Genomic DNA, 17,331 nt, shown 5'->3' with positions numbered 1-17,331 from the left:
TCCGGCGCCGGATTTAAGGCGTCACTCGCGGGTGATATTCCTCATGCGACTCGTGTCGGATCGGGTGCAGTTCGGGGTGGCGACGGTCGTGGCGGTGGTCGGATGGTTCGCGGTGATGCTCACGTCCCCGTCACCGGAGATCGAAGCCCCGATTGGTTTGGGAGATCGCTTGCTGGCCGCCCGCGTCCCGAGTCTGGCCATGGCCGTCGCCGGCGGTTCGTTCGTGCTCGGCTGGGTCGCGTTCGACTGGCGTCGCCCTCCCCGTCGGTACGTCACCCTCGCCTGCGGTCTGTTGGGTGTCCTCGCTGTCCTCGTGATCTTTCTGTGGACGGATCCGCCCTTGGCCTACTGGCTCCCCGTCACGCTCGTCTCGCTCGTAGCTGCAGTCTCCGTGATGCTCGTCTCGCCGCCCCGATCGGATCCCGTCGAGACAGCCGACACCGGGGGACTGCCCATCGGCGACGTGATTCGGCTGTTCGGCGTCTTCGGGTTCGTACTGTTCATCGGCGTGTTACCCCTGTTTCTCATGGGGGCGAACTTCGAATCGAATCTCATCGTCGCTTGGCTTCGGCTGACTGCTCCGCTGATACTGTTCGCCCTCGCATGGCGTCACTTTCGGTGGCTCGGCTCGCGAGTTCTGGTCGTCGGTGGGTCGGTTCTGCTCGGCCTCACGGCACTCGGGCTGGTAAGACTCCTGCACTACATGCCCGATCCGATCGCACTATTCTCCGTCCCCCTCGCTGTCCTCTTCGTCTCCGGCGCCCTCGTCCATGCCCGCTATCCGGAGTGGGTTCGCCGTCCCGGCGTCTCGTCGGAGACACCCGCCACCGACGCCGGACCTGCGTCGGAACCTCCCCACGGAGTCACCGACGAGCCGTCCGCTCCCTCTCCCGACCCGATGCCGACGAACGGCGGAACCGACGCTCCGACCGACGACCCGTTCGCCGCCGCGTCGTCGTCCGGCGGGTCCACCGAAGCGTCGTCGCCGGACGACCCCGCCACCGCCTCGCGGGCCGATCCCACGCCCTCCGGAACGGCGACCGACGAAGGGACGGCCGACGTGACGACCGCCCGCCCCCTCGGCCCACCCGACCGCATCCCTCGCACCCTCAACCTCGACGTCGACTACGCCGACCTGACCGAGCAGGAACCGCTGGGTCGCGGCGGCAACGCCGACGTCTACCGCGCGACGGTCCGCGGTGGCGAGCCGGTGGCGGTCAAGGAACCCCGGATGTCGGGAACGCTCCACAGCGAGGCGGTCGACCGGATGCTCGCGGAGGCCGAAACCTGGGACAAACTGGACGACCACGACCACGTCGTCGGCGTCGTCGACTACGGCGCCGAACCGCTCCCCTGGATCGCCATGGAGTACATGGACGCCGGCGACCTCTCGGCACGGGCGGGCGAGTTGGACCTCGCGCAGGCGCTCTGGACGGCCGAGGCGATCACCGAGGGCGTGCGCCACGCCCACCGCCGCGGGGTCGCCCACCTCGATCTGAAGCCCGCGAACGTCCTCTTCCGGTCGGTCGAGGGCGCCTGGGACGTGCCGAAGGTGGCGGATTGGGGACTCTCGAAACACCTGCTCGAACACTCGAAGAGCGTCGAGGGGCTGTCGCCCCAATATGCCGCCCCCGAGCAGTTCGACACGGATCGTGGGGCCGCCGACGACATCACGGACGTCTACCAACTGGGTGCGGTCCTCTACGAACTGTTCACGGGCCGGCCGCCGTTCGAGGGCGACCCGACGGGCGTGATGCACCGGGTGCTCAACGAGGAGCCGACGCCGCCGAGCGAGGTGGCCGACGTGCCGCCGGCGCTGGACGACGTGTTGTTGACGGCGCTGGCGACGGCGAAGGTCGATCGGTACGACTCCGTGCTCTACCTGCGCGACGCGTTCCGGGACCTGTCCGACCGCTGATCGCCGGCCCGCCCCCGCCTCCACGCCACTTATGCCGGTCGCGGCACTACCTCCGGCCATGCCCGCCACGAAGGAGCTCGAATGTACCAGCGACGACTGTGAACTCGACATGTTCGAGAACCACTACACCTACGACATCGCCGACGACCACACCGTTGCCGACCTCTCCTGTCCGCTCTGTGGGGGGACCGACTGTCTGGAAGAGATCGAACTATGACCGGGTTCAAGGAGTTCGGCAAGTCGGCGGCGAACGCCGTCCTCGAACGGGTGGGACGTGGCGTCGGGAAGGTCCAGGAGCGCCGACCCCTCTCCTACGACGTGCTCGAATCCGAGGACGCCTACCTCGTCGTCTTCGACGCGCCGGGCGTCACCCGGAGCGACGTGCAGGTGCGCTACGTCGAGGGCGAGGTGCAGGTTCGTCTCGACCGGTTCCGCGACTTCCACGAGGGCTTCGAGATGCGGTTCCCGGGCCGGGGCCTCTCGCTCGACGGTCGCGCGCGCCTGCCGCCGGACGCCGACGTCGACGCCGGCGAGGCGTCGGCGACGCTGAGCGACAGCGGAACGCTCCGCGTCGAGGTGCCGAAGCGGGCACACGGGACGGACGTGGCGGTCCGGTCGGAGGCGGAGGCGGAGGAAACGGACGAAGCCGACGGAGCGGACGCCGCCGACGAAACGGACGACGCAGAGGACGAGTGAGGGTCGGCGGTCAGACCGGAAAGTCGGCGTCGGGGCCGACGACCCGGTCGACGTCGGGTGGCATCTCCCAGTCGGTCGCGAGTTCCAGCAACTGGACGAGCATCCGGCCGGTCGCGCCCCAGACGGTGTAGTCGTCGACCCGGAAGAAGTGGAGACGGATCTCCCCGTAGTGGGGATGATCCCGGCGTTCGGATGCGTAGTTGTCGAGATCGGTGAGCTCCGCGACCGGTAGGATCGCGATTTCGGCGACCTCCCGTTCGTCGGGGACGTACGTGCGATCCGGCACCCGCGAGACGAACGGGCGGACGGCGTACTCGCTGACGGTCGGGATGTCGTCGAGACGGCCGACGACGTCGATCTCGCCGGGTTCGAGACCGATCTCCTCGTTGGCCTCGCGACGGGCGGTCGCCTCGAGGTCGGCGTCGCTCGGTTCGCGACCGCCGCCGGGGAAACTCATCTGTCCCGCGTGCTCGCCGAGGTGGTCGGCGCGCTTGGTGAACAGGAGGGCGTCGCCGTCGCTCCGGTCGACGACGGGCGCGACGACCGCGGCCTCGCGCCCGGCGCCGTCGATGGTCTGCGGGGCGTGGTCGGCGACGGCTGACAGGTCCATGCGCATGGTGATGGGTCGTGTGGTGTGTCTCTATCGTGGGTTCCGGCTGCTCACCCCCACCTACGCCCGGAGGGGTGGTTTCAGTTGTGGTTCGCCGCCGCGTCGTCGAGACGAGCGCGGACGTCGCCGACGTCCACCCCGCCCCACGTCTCCAGATCGTAGCTCACGTCGAGGAGCCGTTCGATCCGCTCGGCGTCGCCGTCGTCGACCGCACCGGCGGCGTCGGCACGCAACCGACGCTCCGCGGCCTCGACGAGCGACTCCCGGTCCGGCTCCCGGTCGGGGATATCGAGGATGTGTGGCAGATCCTCGGCCCCCTCGGGGAGCGCGGGGAACGCCGCGGGCCCCGGCGCGAGCAGCGGCGGCTCGTCCCCTTCGCGTTCGAGGGCGACGAGGTAGTAGTTCTCGACGGCGGCGTCGACGGCGTCGGTCGCCGCGTCGTCGTCGACCGTCTCCCCACGCTTGAAAGCGAGTTCGCCGAGCGCGCACTCGAGTTCCGCGCGGGTCACCGCCCCGAAGAGGTCCGCGACGCCGGCGAGTTCGTCGCCGGTGTCGGTCGGGATCATCAGGCCGCCTCCAGGTCGGCCTCGGCGGCTTCCGCCACGGCCGCCGGCGATATCGGCGCGTCGGCCCACGCCGGGAGCCGGCGGTCCGGTCCCGGTGGTTCGATGGCCGCCGCGTAGGTCTCCACCTGTTCGAGTTCGTCCCCCCGGTCGTACCCGAGCCCGTTGAACCCTGCGTCGAGTTCGTAGCTCCGGACGAGCGAGCGGGCGGCCTCGCAGTAGCGGTCGGGCAGCGACCCGTAGTCGGGGTCGACGCCGTGGTCGGCGACCGCTCGGAAGAGCGCCGCGCCGACGTGGCGGCTCATATCCGAGAGGCCGGTCGGGCCGCTCACCGCACGGTGGTCGTGTTCGTACGTCCCGAGGTCGACCTGTGCGCTCCCCGCGAAGCCGGCGTGTTCGAAGGCGTCACCGAGGGTCCCGACTTCGAGCCCCCACGACCGCTGGGTGCGCAGGCGCTCCGCCAGCGCCGTCGTCGCCGCGAATTCCCCGGCCAGCGCGTACCGAAACGACGCCAGGTACCGCAACACGGCCGCGTCCCGTCTCCCCTGGAGCGCACGCACCAGCGGGACGAAAAAGAGCCGGAACAGGCGGCCGTAGAGCCGGCCGTTCTCGACCCGCGCGTAGTATCCCTTCGAGAAGTCGTAGCCCTCGGCGAGCGGGTAGAGGAGGCGAGCCACGTCCGCCCGGGAGTAGCTCTTCGTGTCGGCGTCGTGGACGACGACGTACTCCCCGTCGAGGGCCTGTCCCAGTCCAAGCCAGACGTCCCGGCCCTTCCCGGCCTCGCCGTCGAGGCCGTGGTCGTCGAGCAGCCCCTCCAGTCGCGGCCCGTTGCACCAGAGGACCGACAGCGTGAGGTCGTAGTCGGCGAGCCAGTCCGCAAAGGGGCTGACCCGGTCGCCCGGCGCTCGGAGCGGGACGACGACCCGCGCCGGATCGACCCGCTCCAGCTCCGAGAGGACGCGATCAGGTGCCAGCCCGGCGTACTCGCGTTCGGTCATCGGGACGACCACCGTCGCCCGGTCCGTCGGCGCCGCCGGCGTCGGGTCGGTCAGGTCGTGGAGCGTCGTCACGCGTTCCTGGACGTACTCCATCACCCGCGTCTCGGAACGGCGTGGACAAAAGCCCGCGGGTGTCGTGACACCCACGGGGTGGCCGGATCGTTTTTTAAACAGGGGACTCCAAGGTTGGGACATGAAATCGACCCGGAAGGGGCTCCGTGACGGCGAACTCGTCAAGGACACCTACGAGCGGCTCACCTGCGCGGAGTGCGAGAAGGTGTTGAAAAAGCGGGACGATCCGGACGAGGTGTTCGCCGTCCGGTCCTGTCCCGAGTGTGGGCGGGAGTGGAAGGACCTGCGGTAGTCACGCGGTCCTCGCCCCCCGTTCCGGATCGATCCCCTGCCGACTCCCTCACTCGAAGACGGCGTCGAACGCTCGCGCACCGAGCGGATCGAACGTACCCGCGGCGACGTTCTCGGCGACGTGGTCCCGATCGCTCGTCCCGACGAGCGCACAGGTCACGCCGGGAGCGCTCCGTGCGAAGTTGATCGCCCGCTGGGCGGGCGTGTCGCCGCCCAGTTCGGCGTCGACGCCCGCCGGCAGTCCGCGCACCAGGTCGCCCTGTGCGAGGCTGGCGCTGGTGAAGACGTCGACGTCGAGTGCGTGTGCCACCGACAGGGCCGACCGTCGCTCCCCCTCGAACTCGTGGGCCGGCGTCGTGAACGCGTCCGCCATGACGGCGCTGAAGGGCAGTTGGATCGCCACGAACCCACACTCCTCCCGCCCGACCGTCTCCGCGGCGCGGCGAGCGCGTTCGATCACCGTCGGGAGCGACAGGTGGCTGTCGTGGTCCGGCGGTCGGCGGAACGCCTCCCAGGTCGCCACGCCGTACCCCCCGATGTCGCCGTCATCGACCCGTCGTTCCAGCCGTTCGAACGTCGCTTCGAGCTGGTCGTACACCCCTTCGCGCGAGCGGATCCGGAGCTGTGTCTCGGGGTCGTGGACGTAGTAGCAGTCGACCGTCTCGACGCCGAGTCGGTCGAGCGAACGGTCGACCATCGTGTCGACGAACTCGGGGGCGATGCAGTGCTGGCCGGCCGCGAGGTCCGCGGGGTCGACCGGGCCGTCGTCCACGAACCGCTCCCTGAGGTAGCCGGCCGGGTCGTCGGGTCGGGCGCCGTCGAAGGGGAGGAACCCCCCCTTGGTCGCGACGACGACGGTCGATCGGTCGACGTCGGCCCGCTCCAGCGCCTGCCCGACCACGCGCTCGCTCCGCCCGCACCGGTAGTTCGACGCGGTGTCGACGACGTTGCACCCGCCCTCCAGGCCGGCGACCAGCGCCCGCTCGTACTCCCCGTCGACGGTCTCGGTCGGATCGCCGAGATAGGTGCCGAGACCGACGCTCGAGACGACACCGGGGCCGAACCGGCGGAAGTAGGTCCGGCCGAAGTCGTCGCCGAAGCGGTCCCGATACCCCCAGGTGCCGCGTGCAGTCGCCATGCGCCCGCTACGCGCGACCGGAACAAAAGGGGCGGGCCATCACACGTCGCCTTCGAGCGCCCGCCGCAGGCGGTCGGTGAGCGTCGCCCGTCGCGCCGGCCAGACGAAGTCGCCGTCGTCGATGGGTACCTGCCCCCCGCCCATGCGGGCGTGGCCGCCGCCCGTCGCACCGGGGACGTCGTTCAGTGCGGCTTTGATGGCCCGGCCCATGTGGACCCGGTCGTCCCGGGACCGTCCGGAGAGATAGAGCGTGCCGTTGCGGATGCCACAGACGATGGCGGCGGTGACCCCTTCGAGGCGGATGAGTTCGTCGGCCGCCTGTGGGATCGCGTCCACGTTCGAGACGGTCCCGACGTCGCTGATCGCGAAGGCACCGCTCACCTCGCGCTCCTCGATGGCGGTCGCCTTGATCTCCAGCACCTCCGCGCTCACCTGGGGGTTCGCGATGCGGTCGAGCAGGTTCTCGTCGACGCCCGGCGAGAGGTAGGAACTCGCGTCGAAGTCGGCCGGAATGGTCCCGTGCGTGAGTCGTCCCGTGTCGGTGAGGATGCCGAAAAAGAGGCCGGTCGCCACCCGCGAGGGCACCACGTACGACCCGTCCACCTCGCTCTCGTGGGTATCCGGCGGTATCGGCGTCGCGTCGAGGTCCCGGAAGTACTCCGCGATCACGCTCGAACAGGCGCCGTACTCGGTCCGGACGTCGGTGAACGACTCGCCGCGGCCGTCGCCGGGGTGGTGGTCGATGACCGCGAGCGGTCGAACTCCCTCCGCGCCCGTGAACCCCCGCGGGCGGTTGTGATCGACGAGGATCACCGTCCTCGAGTCGAGATCCTCCACCCGCTCGATCGGTTCGAGATCAACGTCCAGCACGTTCCGGAACGTGCGGTTCTCCTGGTGGCGGATCTGCCCCGGGAACCGGATGGTCGCTTCCGTGTCCACCTGTTCGGCGAGCGAGGCGACGCCCATCGCCGCCGCCATCGCGTCCGGGTCCGGGTTCGGATGCGTGAGCACCACCACGTCGTCGCGGTCGGACAGCAGGGATGCGAACCGGACGCCGGCGGACCGGGTGAGGCGATGGAGGAGGTATCCCCCGCCGACTAGCACGGCGACGACGACCAGTAGTGTGGCCAGCAACTCCGGGTGGGACCGCGCGAACGCCACCGCTCGCTCGACGACCTCCGCGGGTGCGACCGACATACCCTCTCCGACAGAGTCGAATGACAAGAGTATTCTCCTATTGTGTCGGATCGCTCCCGACTCGATCCGGGGGACCGTTCACTCCCCGCGGAACGCCCGAATCGCCGGCCGGAAGCCGTCCCGAACGGTCGGATAGCGGAAATCGTAGCCGAGTTCGTGGAGTCGGTCGTTGGCACACCGCTTGTTGGCCCGGGCGCGACGGCTCACCGACCCTTCCGCCGCCGCCCGCTCCGCGACGGTCCACTTCTCGGGCGGCGAGACGCCACACTCCTCGGCCAGCCAGTCGGCGAACTCCCACTTCGAGACCGGCTCGTCGTCGACGGCGAGCACCACCTCGCCGCGGGCCACATCCGCCGTCAGGAGGTGGGCCACGGCGCCCGCCGCGTCGTCGCCGTGGATCGAGTTGAGGTAGCCGTCGGTCACCGGTCCGTCGAGGTAGCGGTCCATCCGGTACCGATCCGGACCGTAGAGCCCACCGAATCTGACGACCGTCCCGTCGATTCCCCGGTCGGCCGCCTCCGATAGGGCGATCCGCTCGGCCTCCAGCAGGACGCGCTGTCGCTCCGTGGCCGGGTCGGGCGTCGTCGACTCGTCGACCCAGTCGCCGTCGTGATCGCCGTACACGCCGGTGCTCGACGTGTACACCAGTCGATCCGGTGGCGACGCACGGTCCCCGAAGGTCTCGACGACCGTTCGTAGCCCGTCGACGTACGCCGTCCGTGCGGCGTCGACGCCGCGACCGCCCGCGCTCGCGGCGTACACCAGCCAGTCGGCGTCGGGGACCGACGCGAGCGACGCCGCGTCCGTCAGGTCGGCACGGACTGCCTCGAATCCCGCGTCCTCGATGGCAGCGAGGCCGTCGTCCGAGCGGCGGACACCGACCACGTCGTGACCCGCGTCGGTCAGCCGGCGGCCGAGGCGGAGCCCGACGTATCCACATCCGAGGATGGCGACTCGCACGGCGATCAGGGGGCCGACCGCCCCGCCACGTAGCCGTGGATCGATGCGAGTTCGTCGAGCGTCATCCGGATCCGACCCTCGATCGCTTGTTGGATCTCCTGACCCGAGAGGTCGAGGTCGACGTTCGAGGCGATGGTGTCGACGTCGAGGACACCCGTCGTCATCCCCATCAGCAGGTAGTCGCGGACCTCTTGGACGATCACGTCCGCGTCCCGGCCCTCGGAGTCGACTGCGAGGATGGCCGCCGCTTCCGACAGCGTCATCGACGGCGACTCCCCGCTCGCGAGCGCGGCGACCGACTCGGTCGGGAGGTCGGCCGCCGTGGCGACCCGTTCGATCCCCTGGGCATCGATTACGGCACGGAGTTCGGCGTCGTAGGCCTCGCGGAGTTGTTGTGGTGACAGCGTCTCGGGTTCGTCGACCGCTTCGTGGAGCATACGTTCGATGGGCGCCCCGTGATCAAAAGGCTTCACTCCGAGGCGGGACAGGCGTCGGCCGCCCAGGACGTACAACCGGGATCCGGCCAGCTTCCCCCTCGCTCGTCGGCGTCGCCGTCGACGTCGCCCACGCCGTTCCGGTACGGGGGAACCGCGACGGCGACGACCGTCCGCGTCCGGAAGTCGATCCGCTCGTCGCGGCCGAGCCGTTCGTCCCGTCCGTCGCCGTCCACGTCCAGTCGGACGGTCGAGCCGTCGCGGACGTACCGGCTCGCTCCCCCGGGCGTCGGCGCACCACGCCGGGTTCGAAGCGTGAACCGCGCGTAGGCGCCCCGCACCTGCACCTCCCAGACGTTGACCGTCGCGTACCAGTACCCCGGAACGGGGGCGACCGGGATCCCGGCGGGTACCGCGCCGAGCGTCTCGTTCAAGCGCCCGCGGGCCAGCCGCTCCGTCGCCGCCTCGCTCGCCCGCTCCAGCGACCGGTCTCGCATCCGAGTCAGCGTCTCCGACACCAGGTCCTCCGCGACGGTCGTCGTGTCGGTTCGCAGGCTGTCGGCGACCGCCGTGTCGAGTCGCCGCTCCAGTCGATCCACACGCTCCGGTTGCGGGGACGCAGCCCTGCGGTCCGCGGCGACGGCTATCGCCCCGGCGAGCGAGCCGTTGGCCGCGGCGAGCGCCCGTCGCCCGGGATCCGGCCACCGATCGAAGGCGGCCGCGACCGCCGCCTCGGCCTCGGGCCGGGTGAGCCGCGTGCCGTTCCGGACGGCGCGGCGCGCCCGCCCCCGCAATCCGTCGAGCGACGCCGCGACGGCCCGCGAGAGCGCCCGCCGTCGGTCGCGAACGGAGCCGTTCGCGACCGGTTCGGACGCGACGAGAACCCGTGCGGCGGTCCGAAGCCTGACCCGCGACGGATCGGCCGTCACCGACGCCGACACCGCGTCCGCGGCGTCGCCGTACGGCGCCGCGAACAGGTTGACGTTCCTCGTCGCGAGGGGACGGTACGGACGCGACGGCGGCACGCCCCGCGCCCGTTCGTGACTCACCGACTCGACGGTGAGGTACGCGGGCGAACCGTCGGGGACGACGCCGACGGGACCGCCGGGCGGACTGCCGGCGATCCGATTCCGTGGACTCACGACCGCCGTCCGCCGCGTTTCGACGATCCGCCGGAGCGTCCGCGGCGATTCGACGCCCACGCGCCCGAGGACGTCGCCGAACGTCTCCCGTGTCCGTTCGTGCGTCCGCGCACGCCGTTCCAGTCGGTCGATCGTCGCATCGAGCAACGCCACCCGCGCGTTGACGCGGGCCCGGTCCGCCGCTCCCCGATACTGCTCCGGTGGGTCGACCAACGCCGCCCGCCGCTCGCGGAGCGTGGCCGCCAGTTTCGCCGGCGGGTTGACCGTGTAGGTCGCCACTCGGCCCGCACGAACCTCGACCGAGCGGTCCGCGAGCTGCTCCCGAAGCCGCGTCAGGTCGTCGTACGTCCACGACCGGAGGTCGGACGGCCGATCACCGTACACCGCCGCCTCGGTCGTGCCGAGGCTCGCGTTGGCGACGGCCGCCGCCACGGCGTCCCGTCCGCCCTGTCGCTCCACCAGCCGCGTCTCCACCTTCTCGGGTACGTCCGCGAGGTTCGGCCCGTCGAGTGCTCCGCCGCGCTCGAAGCGCGGCGCAGTCGGGCGGTCGGGCGCCGAGCCGTTCGGCGCGTAGGACCCCACGACGGCCACGCCGACCCGGTAGCGCTCGGTCCACGTCCCGCCCGTCGTTAGCGTGTCGTTGCCGCGCTCCCAGGTCCACCTGATCCGCCGGTCGAGGACCACGTGCCGGGAGAACGAGTCGAACTGTCGTTCGCCGTCCCCGGCCGTCGGCGCCATCCCGACGCTCGACTGCACCTCCGGGTCGGTCGAGACGCTCGTGTCGGTCAGGCGCCACTCCGGGCCGGGTGGGTCCGGCTCCGGCCGCGGTTCGTGGTAGGTTCGATCGCGGCTCGTCCGGAGCGCCGCCTCGACGCGGTAGGCGGCACGGAGCGCGGCGTCGAGCGACCGGTTCGAAGGCACCGACTCGATCCGTAGCCCCGCCAACGCACGTCCGGCCAGCGGCCCCACGTCGACGTCGAGCCGGCGGTCCGGCGAGGGGGCCGACGCTCCACGGCGGCCGGGAAGTTCCCCCGACATGTTCGCCCGCCGGTTCGGCCGCGGGAGGACGCGTTTCGCCCGCTGCCCGTCGACCGACGACGCCGCCGTCACGTCCTCGACGCCGAGTTCCAGCGTCGCCCGTCGCATCGCCCGGCGTCCGGCGGGGTCGCTCCGCCCGAACACCGCCCGCTGGGTTTCGAGCAACGCCCCGTTGGTCGTCGTCTCCACGTGTCGGGTGCCGACGACGTTGGCGATGGGGAGACCCCCGTACTGGGCGTACCCCCGTGCCCAGGCGACCGGGTAGAGCCGTGCGGTCAGCCGTCGGCCCAGCCCCGGGCCCTCCAGCGGACGCCGGTTCAGCCGCGTCTCGAAGGCCGACGCACGGTCGTGGAGCGCGAGGACGGGTGTCGAGACGGTCACGGTCCGGGTTCGATTCTCCCGGGCGACGAGACGCTCCCCGTCACGAACCGTCAGCGTCAGGTTCCGCACCGTCACCCGGAGCGCCGTTCCGTTCTCGACGCGGGTCACCGTCACTTGATCCATGGCGCGGCGGAGTTCCGCCGGCGTCGTGGCCGCGGGAACCGACGCGACGGCCGTCACCGACCCCCGCCGGTAGCGGGTCGCGTCCAAGCGCTCGCGCAGACGGAGGTAGATCCGGAGCCGGAGCGCGTCACGGAACGGACGCCGGTCGGAAAGCAGCCGCCCGTACGGCGTCGCGGCGGGGTCGGTGACGGGCTCGGCGGCGGCCGCCCGCGCCGCCTCGCCGACGGCCGATCGCAGGGCCGCCGTCGACCCGGCCGACGCGCGGTCCATCGCCGCTGCGGCCCCGCGGTCCACCCGGCTCGGTCCCTGCGTGGTCACCGCCGCCGCGTACGTCGACGCCCCGACCAGCAACAGGACGCCGAGCAGGGCAAAGGGGACGCGCGCCCGCCGATCCTCGGCCAACCGGGTCACGGCCACGTCCTCACGACGATTCGTACGCGGCCGACGCCGACGCGTTCGGCGGCCGCCGACGCGGACGCGTTCGAGCCACGCAGGTCCCGGGCCACCCGCTCGGAGAGCGCGGCGGCGAGGCGGTCGTTCGCGTCGTCGACGTCGCCGTCGGCCGGGGTCGCGCGTCCGTCGGCGCCGAATCGACGCTCGGCGAGCCGATACCGGTGGCGGACGAGCGAGGACGCCCGTCCGCCGGCCGCCTGACGGGTCCGCGTCGGCGGGAACAGTCCATCGACGACTCCGGCCGCGACGGCGTCGGCGACGCCCGCCATGCCGTTCGTCGCCGCGGCCGTCCGCGCGTCGGTCCGCGTCGCGGGGAGGCCACTCGGCACCGTGAGTGTCGCCGCGTGGACCGACACGTCCGGCGGTGGCCGACTCCCGACGGCGATCCGTCCGGTCACCGACGCGTTCGGGTACGGTCGCCAGACCGCAGTGATCCGCGTGTTGTTGGTCCGAACGGCCGCTTCGACGGCCCGGACGACGGCTCGAGAGAGGCCCGCCCGCTCGTGTGACAACGGCCGGCCGCCGACCGTCAGTTCCCCCACCGCCGCCCGCGCCAGGAGTTCCGCCAGCGTCCCGTGGGCCGTCCGGCCGAACGCGTCGTCGTCCTCCGTCTCCTCGACGTCGGTTAGTTCGGTCCGCGGCGTGAGCGTGTAGTTCACGGTCGCCGTCGACGTCGCCAACGTCGACGCGACGTCGGCCGCGCGTCCCTCGCCCACCGGCTCCCGCGGCGTCGCCGTCGTCACCGTCACCACCGCGGCGCTGATCAACAGCAGGCAGAACACGCCGTCGAGGACGGTACTCGTCACGACCACACCTCCACGCGGACGCGCCCGGGTCGCACCCGTCCCGGGCCCAGACGGACGCCCACGGACCGACTCGCCGCGTCGGTCGTCGCGCCCGGCGACGGGGTCGCCCCCGCGTGCCACCGCCGGCCCGCCGCGGCGACGGTCACGTTCACCCGGTAGCCGTCCGGGCCGGCGCGGTGGGCCCGCGCCGTCCGTGTCGGGTCGGCGACCCCGCCGGTCACGAGGGCGTCGGTGACCCGGTCGAGGGTCGGTCCGGCGAGTTCCCGTTCGTCGCGGCGCTCGGCGCCGACGTCGTCGAGTGCGACGGCGTACGCCGAGACGGCGCTCGACACCGCCAGCAGGACCGCGAGGGCGGCGACCGGTTCGACCTGCCCCCTAGCCGACGAGCGTGACATCACACCCCTCCCAGACGACGCGTCGGACGAGCAGTGGGCCGTCGACCGGCCGCCACCGCGCGGCGTGGTCGCGTGCGCTCGCCGCGGCGTCACAGAGCGCCTCGGGCGAGTCGAAACGCGACGACGGCGGCGCCCCCCGGAGGACGTCGGTCAGCGCCGCCGCTCGCGCCGCTGGCGTCACCGGACCGAACGCGAACGTCGCGTGAGTGGTGCCGGCGTCGTTCCGGAGGCCGAGTCGGTTCGGCGCGATTCGAACCGTCCGCGCGTCGAGCGGGTGTTCGGCCGTTACGGGGGCCGAGGCGCTCGCCGCCCGGTCGACCGTGTCGGCGGCGTCGGCCGCGGCCGGCGGCGGAGCGGTCGGCAACGATGCGCCGACGCCGAACAGCGCGACGCTCGCGAGCGATAGCCCGAGCCAGGTGTACCACGCGTCGACCGGAACGTCGAACATGGCACGCGGTGGCCGCGTCACCGCACTTGAACCTTCACAGGAAGACGCCGGCCCCGACGTACGCCGCGAGGTAAGCGACGGTCGCGAGCCAGAGCGCGGCGCCGACGCGGTAGCCGACGAGCGTCCGGTCGAGTCCGTGTGTCACTCCCGTCGAGAGGGTCGTGAGCGCGGCCGCGAGCCAGAGCACGTACGCACCCACCGCGACGCCCAGGGAGCCGGTCGGGAGGGGCGCGGCACCGAACCCGGCGCTCGTCCCGGTGTGTGCGACGCGGGCCGAGAGGGCCACCGTCGCGCCGCCGACCAGTGGACCGAAGACGGCTGCGGTGTTGGCGAGCGTGTCGGTCACCTTCGAAAGCTGCCGCCGGGCCGTGCGCTCCACCCGGTCGAGTTCCTCGACGTGTTCCGCCGTCGCGACCAACGCCTCGCCGGCCGGCTCCCCCTCGGTCGCCGCGAGGCCGACGAGGGTCACCATCTCCTCGGTTCGACGGCTCGGCAGGTCGTTCGAGGGTCCTCCGTCGCCACGAAAGGCGGCCGTCACCGTGAGGCCCAGCCGCCGCTGTCGGCGTACCGCCTCGTCGAGCAGGTCGCCGGTCGAACCCTCGATCCGTCGTGCCGCCCCGTCGAGCGCCGACTCGACGGCCTCTCCGGCTGCTACCCGTCGGCCGATCAGATACAACGCGTCGTCGAGCTCCGACTCGACCGCGCGCACCCGCTTTCTGACCTCGTTGGCGGCGTGAAAGCGGACCACGAGCACAGTGCCGACGCCGAGCCCGACCCCGGCTATCGGGGCCGCCCACGGTGCCACCACCCGCGTGGCGACGACGCCGCCGCCCGCGCCGGCCACGACGCCCGCCGCGAGTGCGGGCACGGGACCGTCGGGCGTCTCGGGATGGGACGCGTCGATCCGCGGCGGCGGGAAGGCGACCGGGCGGCGGGCAAGCAGCCACGCCCCGGCCCCGACCATGACGACCGGGAGGACGACGTCGTAGAGGGCGACGATCACGGCCAACGGGATGCGTGCGCCCGTCGCCCGCGCCGCGGGAAGCACACCTACGAGGGCCAGCGGGAGCAGGACGCCGAAGGCGTACAGCCCCGTGACGGGGCCGCGGATCTCGCTCGCGAACGCCGCCAGCTCCTCCCGGGCGCCGTCGAGCGCCGCCGAAACGGCTCGGTCGAGGTGGCGCTCCCGTTCGTCGGGGGGCGCCGCCGCCGCGGCCTCTAAGCGCGAGACCGCACGCGAGAGCGCCGGGAAGGACTCGCTCCATTCCTCGTCGAAGCCGTCGAACCCGTTCCGGGGCGTGCCCGCGGCCCGTGCCACGTGGCCGTCGAGGCTGCGGGCGAGCACGCCGCGTCCGGTCCGTGCGGCGAACGCGGCCGCCCGTTCGACCGTCGGATCGATCCGCAGGCACATCGCCGCCCGGCCGACGAGCGCCGCGGCCGACCCGAGCGCCCGCGTCCGTGCCAGACGCGCCGCCAGTCGGGGGCCGCGGTTCGCGGCGAGGGGGACGCCGGCGCCGACGGCGACGCCCGTAGCCGCGGCCACGACCCCCCATCGTGGCGTCGTCGCGACGCCCACCACCACTCCGAGGACCGCGACGACGACACCGACGAGCGTCCCCGCGACCCGCGCTGCCCGTTCGAGCGCCGGGGCGTCGACGGGCGCACGGAGGTACGCGAGCGCCCCCTCGAGGGCCGGATCGGCGGGCGTGGGCCACGGCCATCGCTGGGCGAGGGTCTCGACGACCACCGTGCCTTCGATCATTCGGCCACCCGTTCCCGGTGGACCGCGTCGACCGCCGCCGGATCGGTTCGCTCCGTCCCCGCGAGGTTGGCGAGCAGCGAGGCCCGTTCGTCGATGACGCCGAGCACGTCGGCGTAGGACTCGCCCGGCCGCGCCAGCGACGCGACGAGACGGCTGTTTCCACGGTCGACGACGCCGGTCGCCTCGGTGCCGTCCCCGACGGGTTCGAACAGCGATTCGAACGCGACGCCGTCCCCGGTGTCGCGCACTTCCTCGACGCTCGAAACGGTGCGTCGCTCGCCGGCCGAGAGCGTGACGAGGAAGTCCGTCGCCCCAAAGGAGGACGCGGGGACCTCGAGGTCGGACACCACCCGTTCGAACACCGCGTCGGCGCCGTCGCCGTGGATCGTACCGAGGACGGCACTGCTCGCGGCCCCGACGCGCATCGCCTCGTAGAGCGTCGCCGCCTCCTCGCCCCGAACCTCGCCGACGACCAGCGCCCCCTCGCCGAGGCGGAGCGCGGTCCGAAGCGCCTCAGTCGGCGAGAGCGCCGGACCGTCGCCGGACTCGACGCGGACGGTCTGGACGTCCCGGCCGGCCTCTTGGAGTCTCGCCGCCGGAAGTTCGGGCGTGTCCTCGACGACGACGGCGCGCGTCGACGGCGGGAGTTCCCACAGGAGCGCCGAGAGGAGCGTCGTCTTCCCGGCACCACGCGGTCCGGCGATCAGCCCCGCGCCGGCGCGCTCGACGGCGACCGAGCAGAGCGCCGCGGCGTCGACCGGGAGCGTCCCGTTGGCGACGAGCGCCGGGAGCGTCCACGCCTCCCGTCCGCCGGTGCGAAAGACGAACGCGTAACCGTCGCTCGCCGGGTCGGCGACGCCGGCCACGCGGACCCGCCCGTTACGGGTTCGTGTCGTCGCGTCGAGGGTCGGCGCCGCCCGCGAGAAGGCACGTCCGCTCTCCCGTCGGAACCGGGAGGCCAGCGCTTCGGCCCCGCGACGGGTCAGGTGGACGTTCGTCGGCACCCGCTCGCCGTCGACGGCGACGCGAACCGGGTTGTCGGTGACCGGCGCCGTCACCAGCACCTCAGACACTCGCGGATCGGCGAACAGGTCCTCCAAGACGCCGTGCCCGCGGGTGTGGCGCCGGAGAACGCGCTCCACCGTCGCCACCGACATCGATCCGTCGGCCGGCGCCACCGTCCGGACGGCACGCGAAACCGCCGCCGCGTCGTCCCCGGTCGTCGTGTCGGCGAGCCGGTCGTACGCGTCGGCGAGCGTCGTCAGTTCCGCCGCGTCCAGCCTCCACCCCGGCGGATCGAGCAGGTAGCGGTCGCTCGCCTCCGTGCGGTACCGCCGCACCGTCGCGCCCGTGCCGAGTTCGCGGCGAGCGACCAGCGTCGCGTCGCGTGGCGGGCACCGATCCAGGCGCGTGTCGGCGACCGTCGGTCCCGTCCGCGCCCCGAACGCCGCCTCGTAGCCGTCGACCCGGTCGGCGCCGGCGGCCAACCCCGTACTCGCGGCCAGCGTCGACGCGGGACCCGCGCGGCCGGTCGCGGCTCGGGCCGCCCCCAGCGGGTCGCGACGTGCCCGCTCGGCCAGTCGTTCGTCGTGGACGGCCACCCGGGCGGCGAACCGACCCGCCGCGACCAACAACCCGACCGCTCCGTCGTCGTACACCCGTTCGCGGCCACCCGCCCTGACGTGGACGGCGTCGACCCCACTGCCCGCGAGCGCGTCGACGACCGTCGCTCGACAGTCGGGGCTCGCGACCAGGTCACCCCTCGCTGGACAGCCGTCGGCCGCCACGACGAGCGTGCCGGACCGGTCGGGGTCGTTTCCGCGGGGCGACCGAACCGCCGGGTCGCAGCCACAGCCGTCGTCAGTCTCGTCGTCCCCCTCCCGCAGTCGGTCCAGTAGACGCATGG

17 protein-coding genes are annotated in these 17,331 nt (G+C 72.6%); 4 read left to right on the top strand and 13 right to left on the bottom strand.

Going from position 1 to position 17,331, the window contains the following annotated elements; genetic code table 11:
* Positions 1-43 precede the first annotated feature (43 nt).
* The 3 genes from EI982_RS07740 to EI982_RS07735 are packed head-to-tail and all read left to right on the top strand — an operon-like array spanning position 44 to position 2,614.
* Positions 44-1,918: a protein kinase domain-containing protein gene (locus EI982_RS07740; protein WP_157689086.1), complete on the top strand. Its 1,875-nt coding sequence runs from the start codon at positions 44-46 to the stop codon at positions 1,916-1,918.
* Between the two features lie 58 nt (positions 1,919-1,976).
* Positions 1,977-2,135: a DUF7559 family protein gene (locus tag EI982_RS18330; protein WP_199243762.1), complete on the top strand. Its 159-nt coding sequence runs from the start codon at positions 1,977-1,979 to the stop codon at positions 2,133-2,135.
* Positions 2,132-2,614 carry an Hsp20/alpha crystallin family protein gene (locus tag EI982_RS07735; RefSeq protein ID WP_157689084.1) on the top strand — a complete coding sequence of 161 codons (483 nt, stop codon included), beginning with the start codon at positions 2,132-2,134 and terminating at the stop codon, positions 2,612-2,614. The genes EI982_RS18330 and EI982_RS07735 overlap by 4 nt, the downstream gene beginning before the upstream one ends.
* Before the next feature lie 10 nt (positions 2,615-2,624).
* On the opposite strand, the gene EI982_RS07730 is transcribed toward EI982_RS07735, so the two are convergent.
* The 3 genes from EI982_RS07730 to EI982_RS07720 form a co-directional block, all read right to left on the bottom strand.
* The gene (locus EI982_RS07730; protein WP_157689082.1) at positions 2,625-3,224 is read right to left on the bottom strand and encodes an NUDIX hydrolase; all 600 of its coding nucleotides are present in this window, start codon (positions 3,222-3,224) and stop codon (positions 2,625-2,627) included.
* Between the two features lie 80 nt (positions 3,225-3,304).
* Positions 3,305-3,787, bottom strand: a complete 483-nt coding sequence (locus EI982_RS07725) for a DUF7109 family protein (RefSeq protein WP_199243800.1) — start codon at positions 3,785-3,787, stop codon at positions 3,305-3,307.
* A 2-nt stretch (positions 3,788-3,789) separates the two neighbouring features.
* Entirely contained in the window at positions 3,790-4,878 is a 1,089-nt protein-coding gene (locus EI982_RS07720) for a glycosyltransferase family protein (RefSeq protein WP_157689078.1), read from the bottom strand.
* Between the two features lie 100 nt (positions 4,879-4,978).
* On the opposite strand from EI982_RS07720, the gene EI982_RS18325 reads away from it, so the two are divergent.
* Positions 4,979-5,149, top strand: a complete 171-nt coding sequence (locus EI982_RS18325) for an HVO_0758 family zinc finger protein (protein WP_199243761.1) — start codon at positions 4,979-4,981, stop codon at positions 5,147-5,149.
* Positions 5,150-5,197: 48 nt separating this feature from the next.
* On the opposite strand, the gene EI982_RS07715 is transcribed toward EI982_RS18325, so the two are convergent.
* The 10 genes from EI982_RS07715 to EI982_RS07670 form a co-directional block, all read right to left on the bottom strand.
* On the bottom strand, positions 5,198-6,286 hold the full coding sequence (locus EI982_RS07715; protein WP_157689075.1) for an aldo/keto reductase: 1,089 nt from the start codon (positions 6,284-6,286) through the stop codon (positions 5,198-5,200).
* 39 nt (positions 6,287-6,325) lie between these two features.
* Entirely contained in the window at positions 6,326-7,483 is a 1,158-nt protein-coding gene (locus EI982_RS07710) for a DHH family phosphoesterase (RefSeq protein ID WP_157689073.1), read from the bottom strand.
* A 78-nt stretch (positions 7,484-7,561) separates the two neighbouring features.
* Entirely contained in the window at positions 7,562-8,443 is an 882-nt protein-coding gene (locus EI982_RS07705; RefSeq protein WP_157689071.1) for an SDR family oxidoreductase, read from the bottom strand.
* Positions 8,444-8,448: 5 nt separating this feature from the next.
* Complete coding sequence (locus EI982_RS07700) at positions 8,449-8,880, bottom strand: DUF5791 family protein (RefSeq protein ID WP_157689069.1); 432 nt, start codon at positions 8,878-8,880, stop codon at positions 8,449-8,451.
* A 32-nt stretch (positions 8,881-8,912) separates the two neighbouring features.
* Positions 8,913-11,972 (bottom strand): DUF7286 family protein, encoded by a 3,060-nt coding sequence (locus tag EI982_RS07695; RefSeq protein ID WP_157689067.1) that lies wholly within the window; start codon positions 11,970-11,972, stop codon positions 8,913-8,915.
* Positions 11,969-12,826 carry a DUF7284 family protein gene (locus EI982_RS07690; RefSeq protein WP_157689065.1) on the bottom strand — a complete coding sequence of 286 codons (858 nt, stop codon included), beginning with the start codon at positions 12,824-12,826 and terminating at the stop codon, positions 11,969-11,971. The genes EI982_RS07695 and EI982_RS07690 overlap by 4 nt, the downstream gene beginning before the upstream one ends.
* Complete coding sequence (locus EI982_RS07685; RefSeq protein ID WP_157689063.1) at positions 12,817-13,215, bottom strand: DUF7285 family protein; 399 nt, start codon at positions 13,213-13,215, stop codon at positions 12,817-12,819. Before EI982_RS07685 ends, EI982_RS07690 begins: the two co-directional genes overlap by 10 nt.
* Positions 13,196-13,663: a DUF7283 family protein gene (locus EI982_RS07680; protein WP_157689061.1), complete on the bottom strand. Its 468-nt coding sequence runs from the start codon at positions 13,661-13,663 to the stop codon at positions 13,196-13,198. The genes EI982_RS07685 and EI982_RS07680 overlap by 20 nt, the downstream gene beginning before the upstream one ends.
* Positions 13,664-13,697: 34 nt before the next feature.
* Complete coding sequence (locus EI982_RS07675; protein ID WP_157689059.1) at positions 13,698-15,425, bottom strand: type II secretion system protein; 1,728 nt, start codon at positions 15,423-15,425, stop codon at positions 13,698-13,700.
* On the bottom strand, positions 15,422-17,329 hold the full coding sequence (locus tag EI982_RS07670; RefSeq protein ID WP_157689057.1) for an ATPase, T2SS/T4P/T4SS family: 1,908 nt from the start codon (positions 17,327-17,329) through the stop codon (positions 15,422-15,424). Before EI982_RS07670 ends, EI982_RS07675 begins: the two co-directional genes overlap by 4 nt.
* Between the last annotated feature and the right edge of the window lie 2 nt (positions 17,330-17,331).

This window comes from Haloplanus salinarum, assembly GCF_009762275.1.
Classification (GTDB): Archaea; Halobacteriota; Halobacteria; order Halobacteriales; family Haloferacaceae; genus Haloplanus; species Haloplanus salinarum.
This window is presented reverse-complemented; position numbering and strand designations above follow the sequence as displayed.

Bases quoted from the DNA above. Each gene is read 5' to 3' on its own strand.
- EI982_RS07740 (WP_157689086.1), top strand. From the start codon at position 44: ATGCGACTCGTGTCGGATCGGGTGCAGTTCGGGGTGGCGACGGTCGTG.
- EI982_RS18330 (WP_199243762.1), top strand. From the start codon at position 1,977: ATGCCCGCCACGAAGGAGCTCGAATGTACCAGCGACGACTGTGAACTC.
- EI982_RS07735 (WP_157689084.1), top strand. From the start codon at position 2,132: ATGACCGGGTTCAAGGAGTTCGGCAAGTCGGCGGCGAACGCCGTCCTC.
- EI982_RS07730 (WP_157689082.1), bottom strand. From the start codon at position 3,224: ATGGACCTGTCAGCCGTCGCCGACCACGCCCCGCAGACCATCGACGGC.
- EI982_RS07720 (WP_157689078.1), bottom strand. From the start codon at position 4,878: ATGGAGTACGTCCAGGAACGCGTGACGACGCTCCACGACCTGACCGAC.
- EI982_RS18325 (WP_199243761.1), top strand. From the start codon at position 4,979: ATGAAATCGACCCGGAAGGGGCTCCGTGACGGCGAACTCGTCAAGGAC.
- EI982_RS07715 (WP_157689075.1), bottom strand. From the start codon at position 6,286: ATGGCGACTGCACGCGGCACCTGGGGGTATCGGGACCGCTTCGGCGAC.
- EI982_RS07710 (WP_157689073.1), bottom strand. From the start codon at position 7,483: ATGTCGGTCGCACCCGCGGAGGTCGTCGAGCGAGCGGTGGCGTTCGCG.
- EI982_RS07700 (WP_157689069.1), bottom strand. From the start codon at position 8,880: ATGCTCCACGAAGCGGTCGACGAACCCGAGACGCTGTCACCACAACAA.
- EI982_RS07685 (WP_157689063.1), bottom strand. From the start codon at position 13,215: ATGTCACGCTCGTCGGCTAGGGGGCAGGTCGAACCGGTCGCCGCCCTC.
- EI982_RS07680 (WP_157689061.1), bottom strand. From the start codon at position 13,663: ATGTTCGACGTTCCGGTCGACGCGTGGTACACCTGGCTCGGGCTATCG.
- EI982_RS07675 (WP_157689059.1), bottom strand. From the start codon at position 15,425: ATGATCGAAGGCACGGTGGTCGTCGAGACCCTCGCCCAGCGATGGCCG.
- EI982_RS07670 (WP_157689057.1), bottom strand. From the start codon at position 17,329: ATGCGTCTACTGGACCGACTGCGGGAGGGGGACGACGAGACTGACGAC.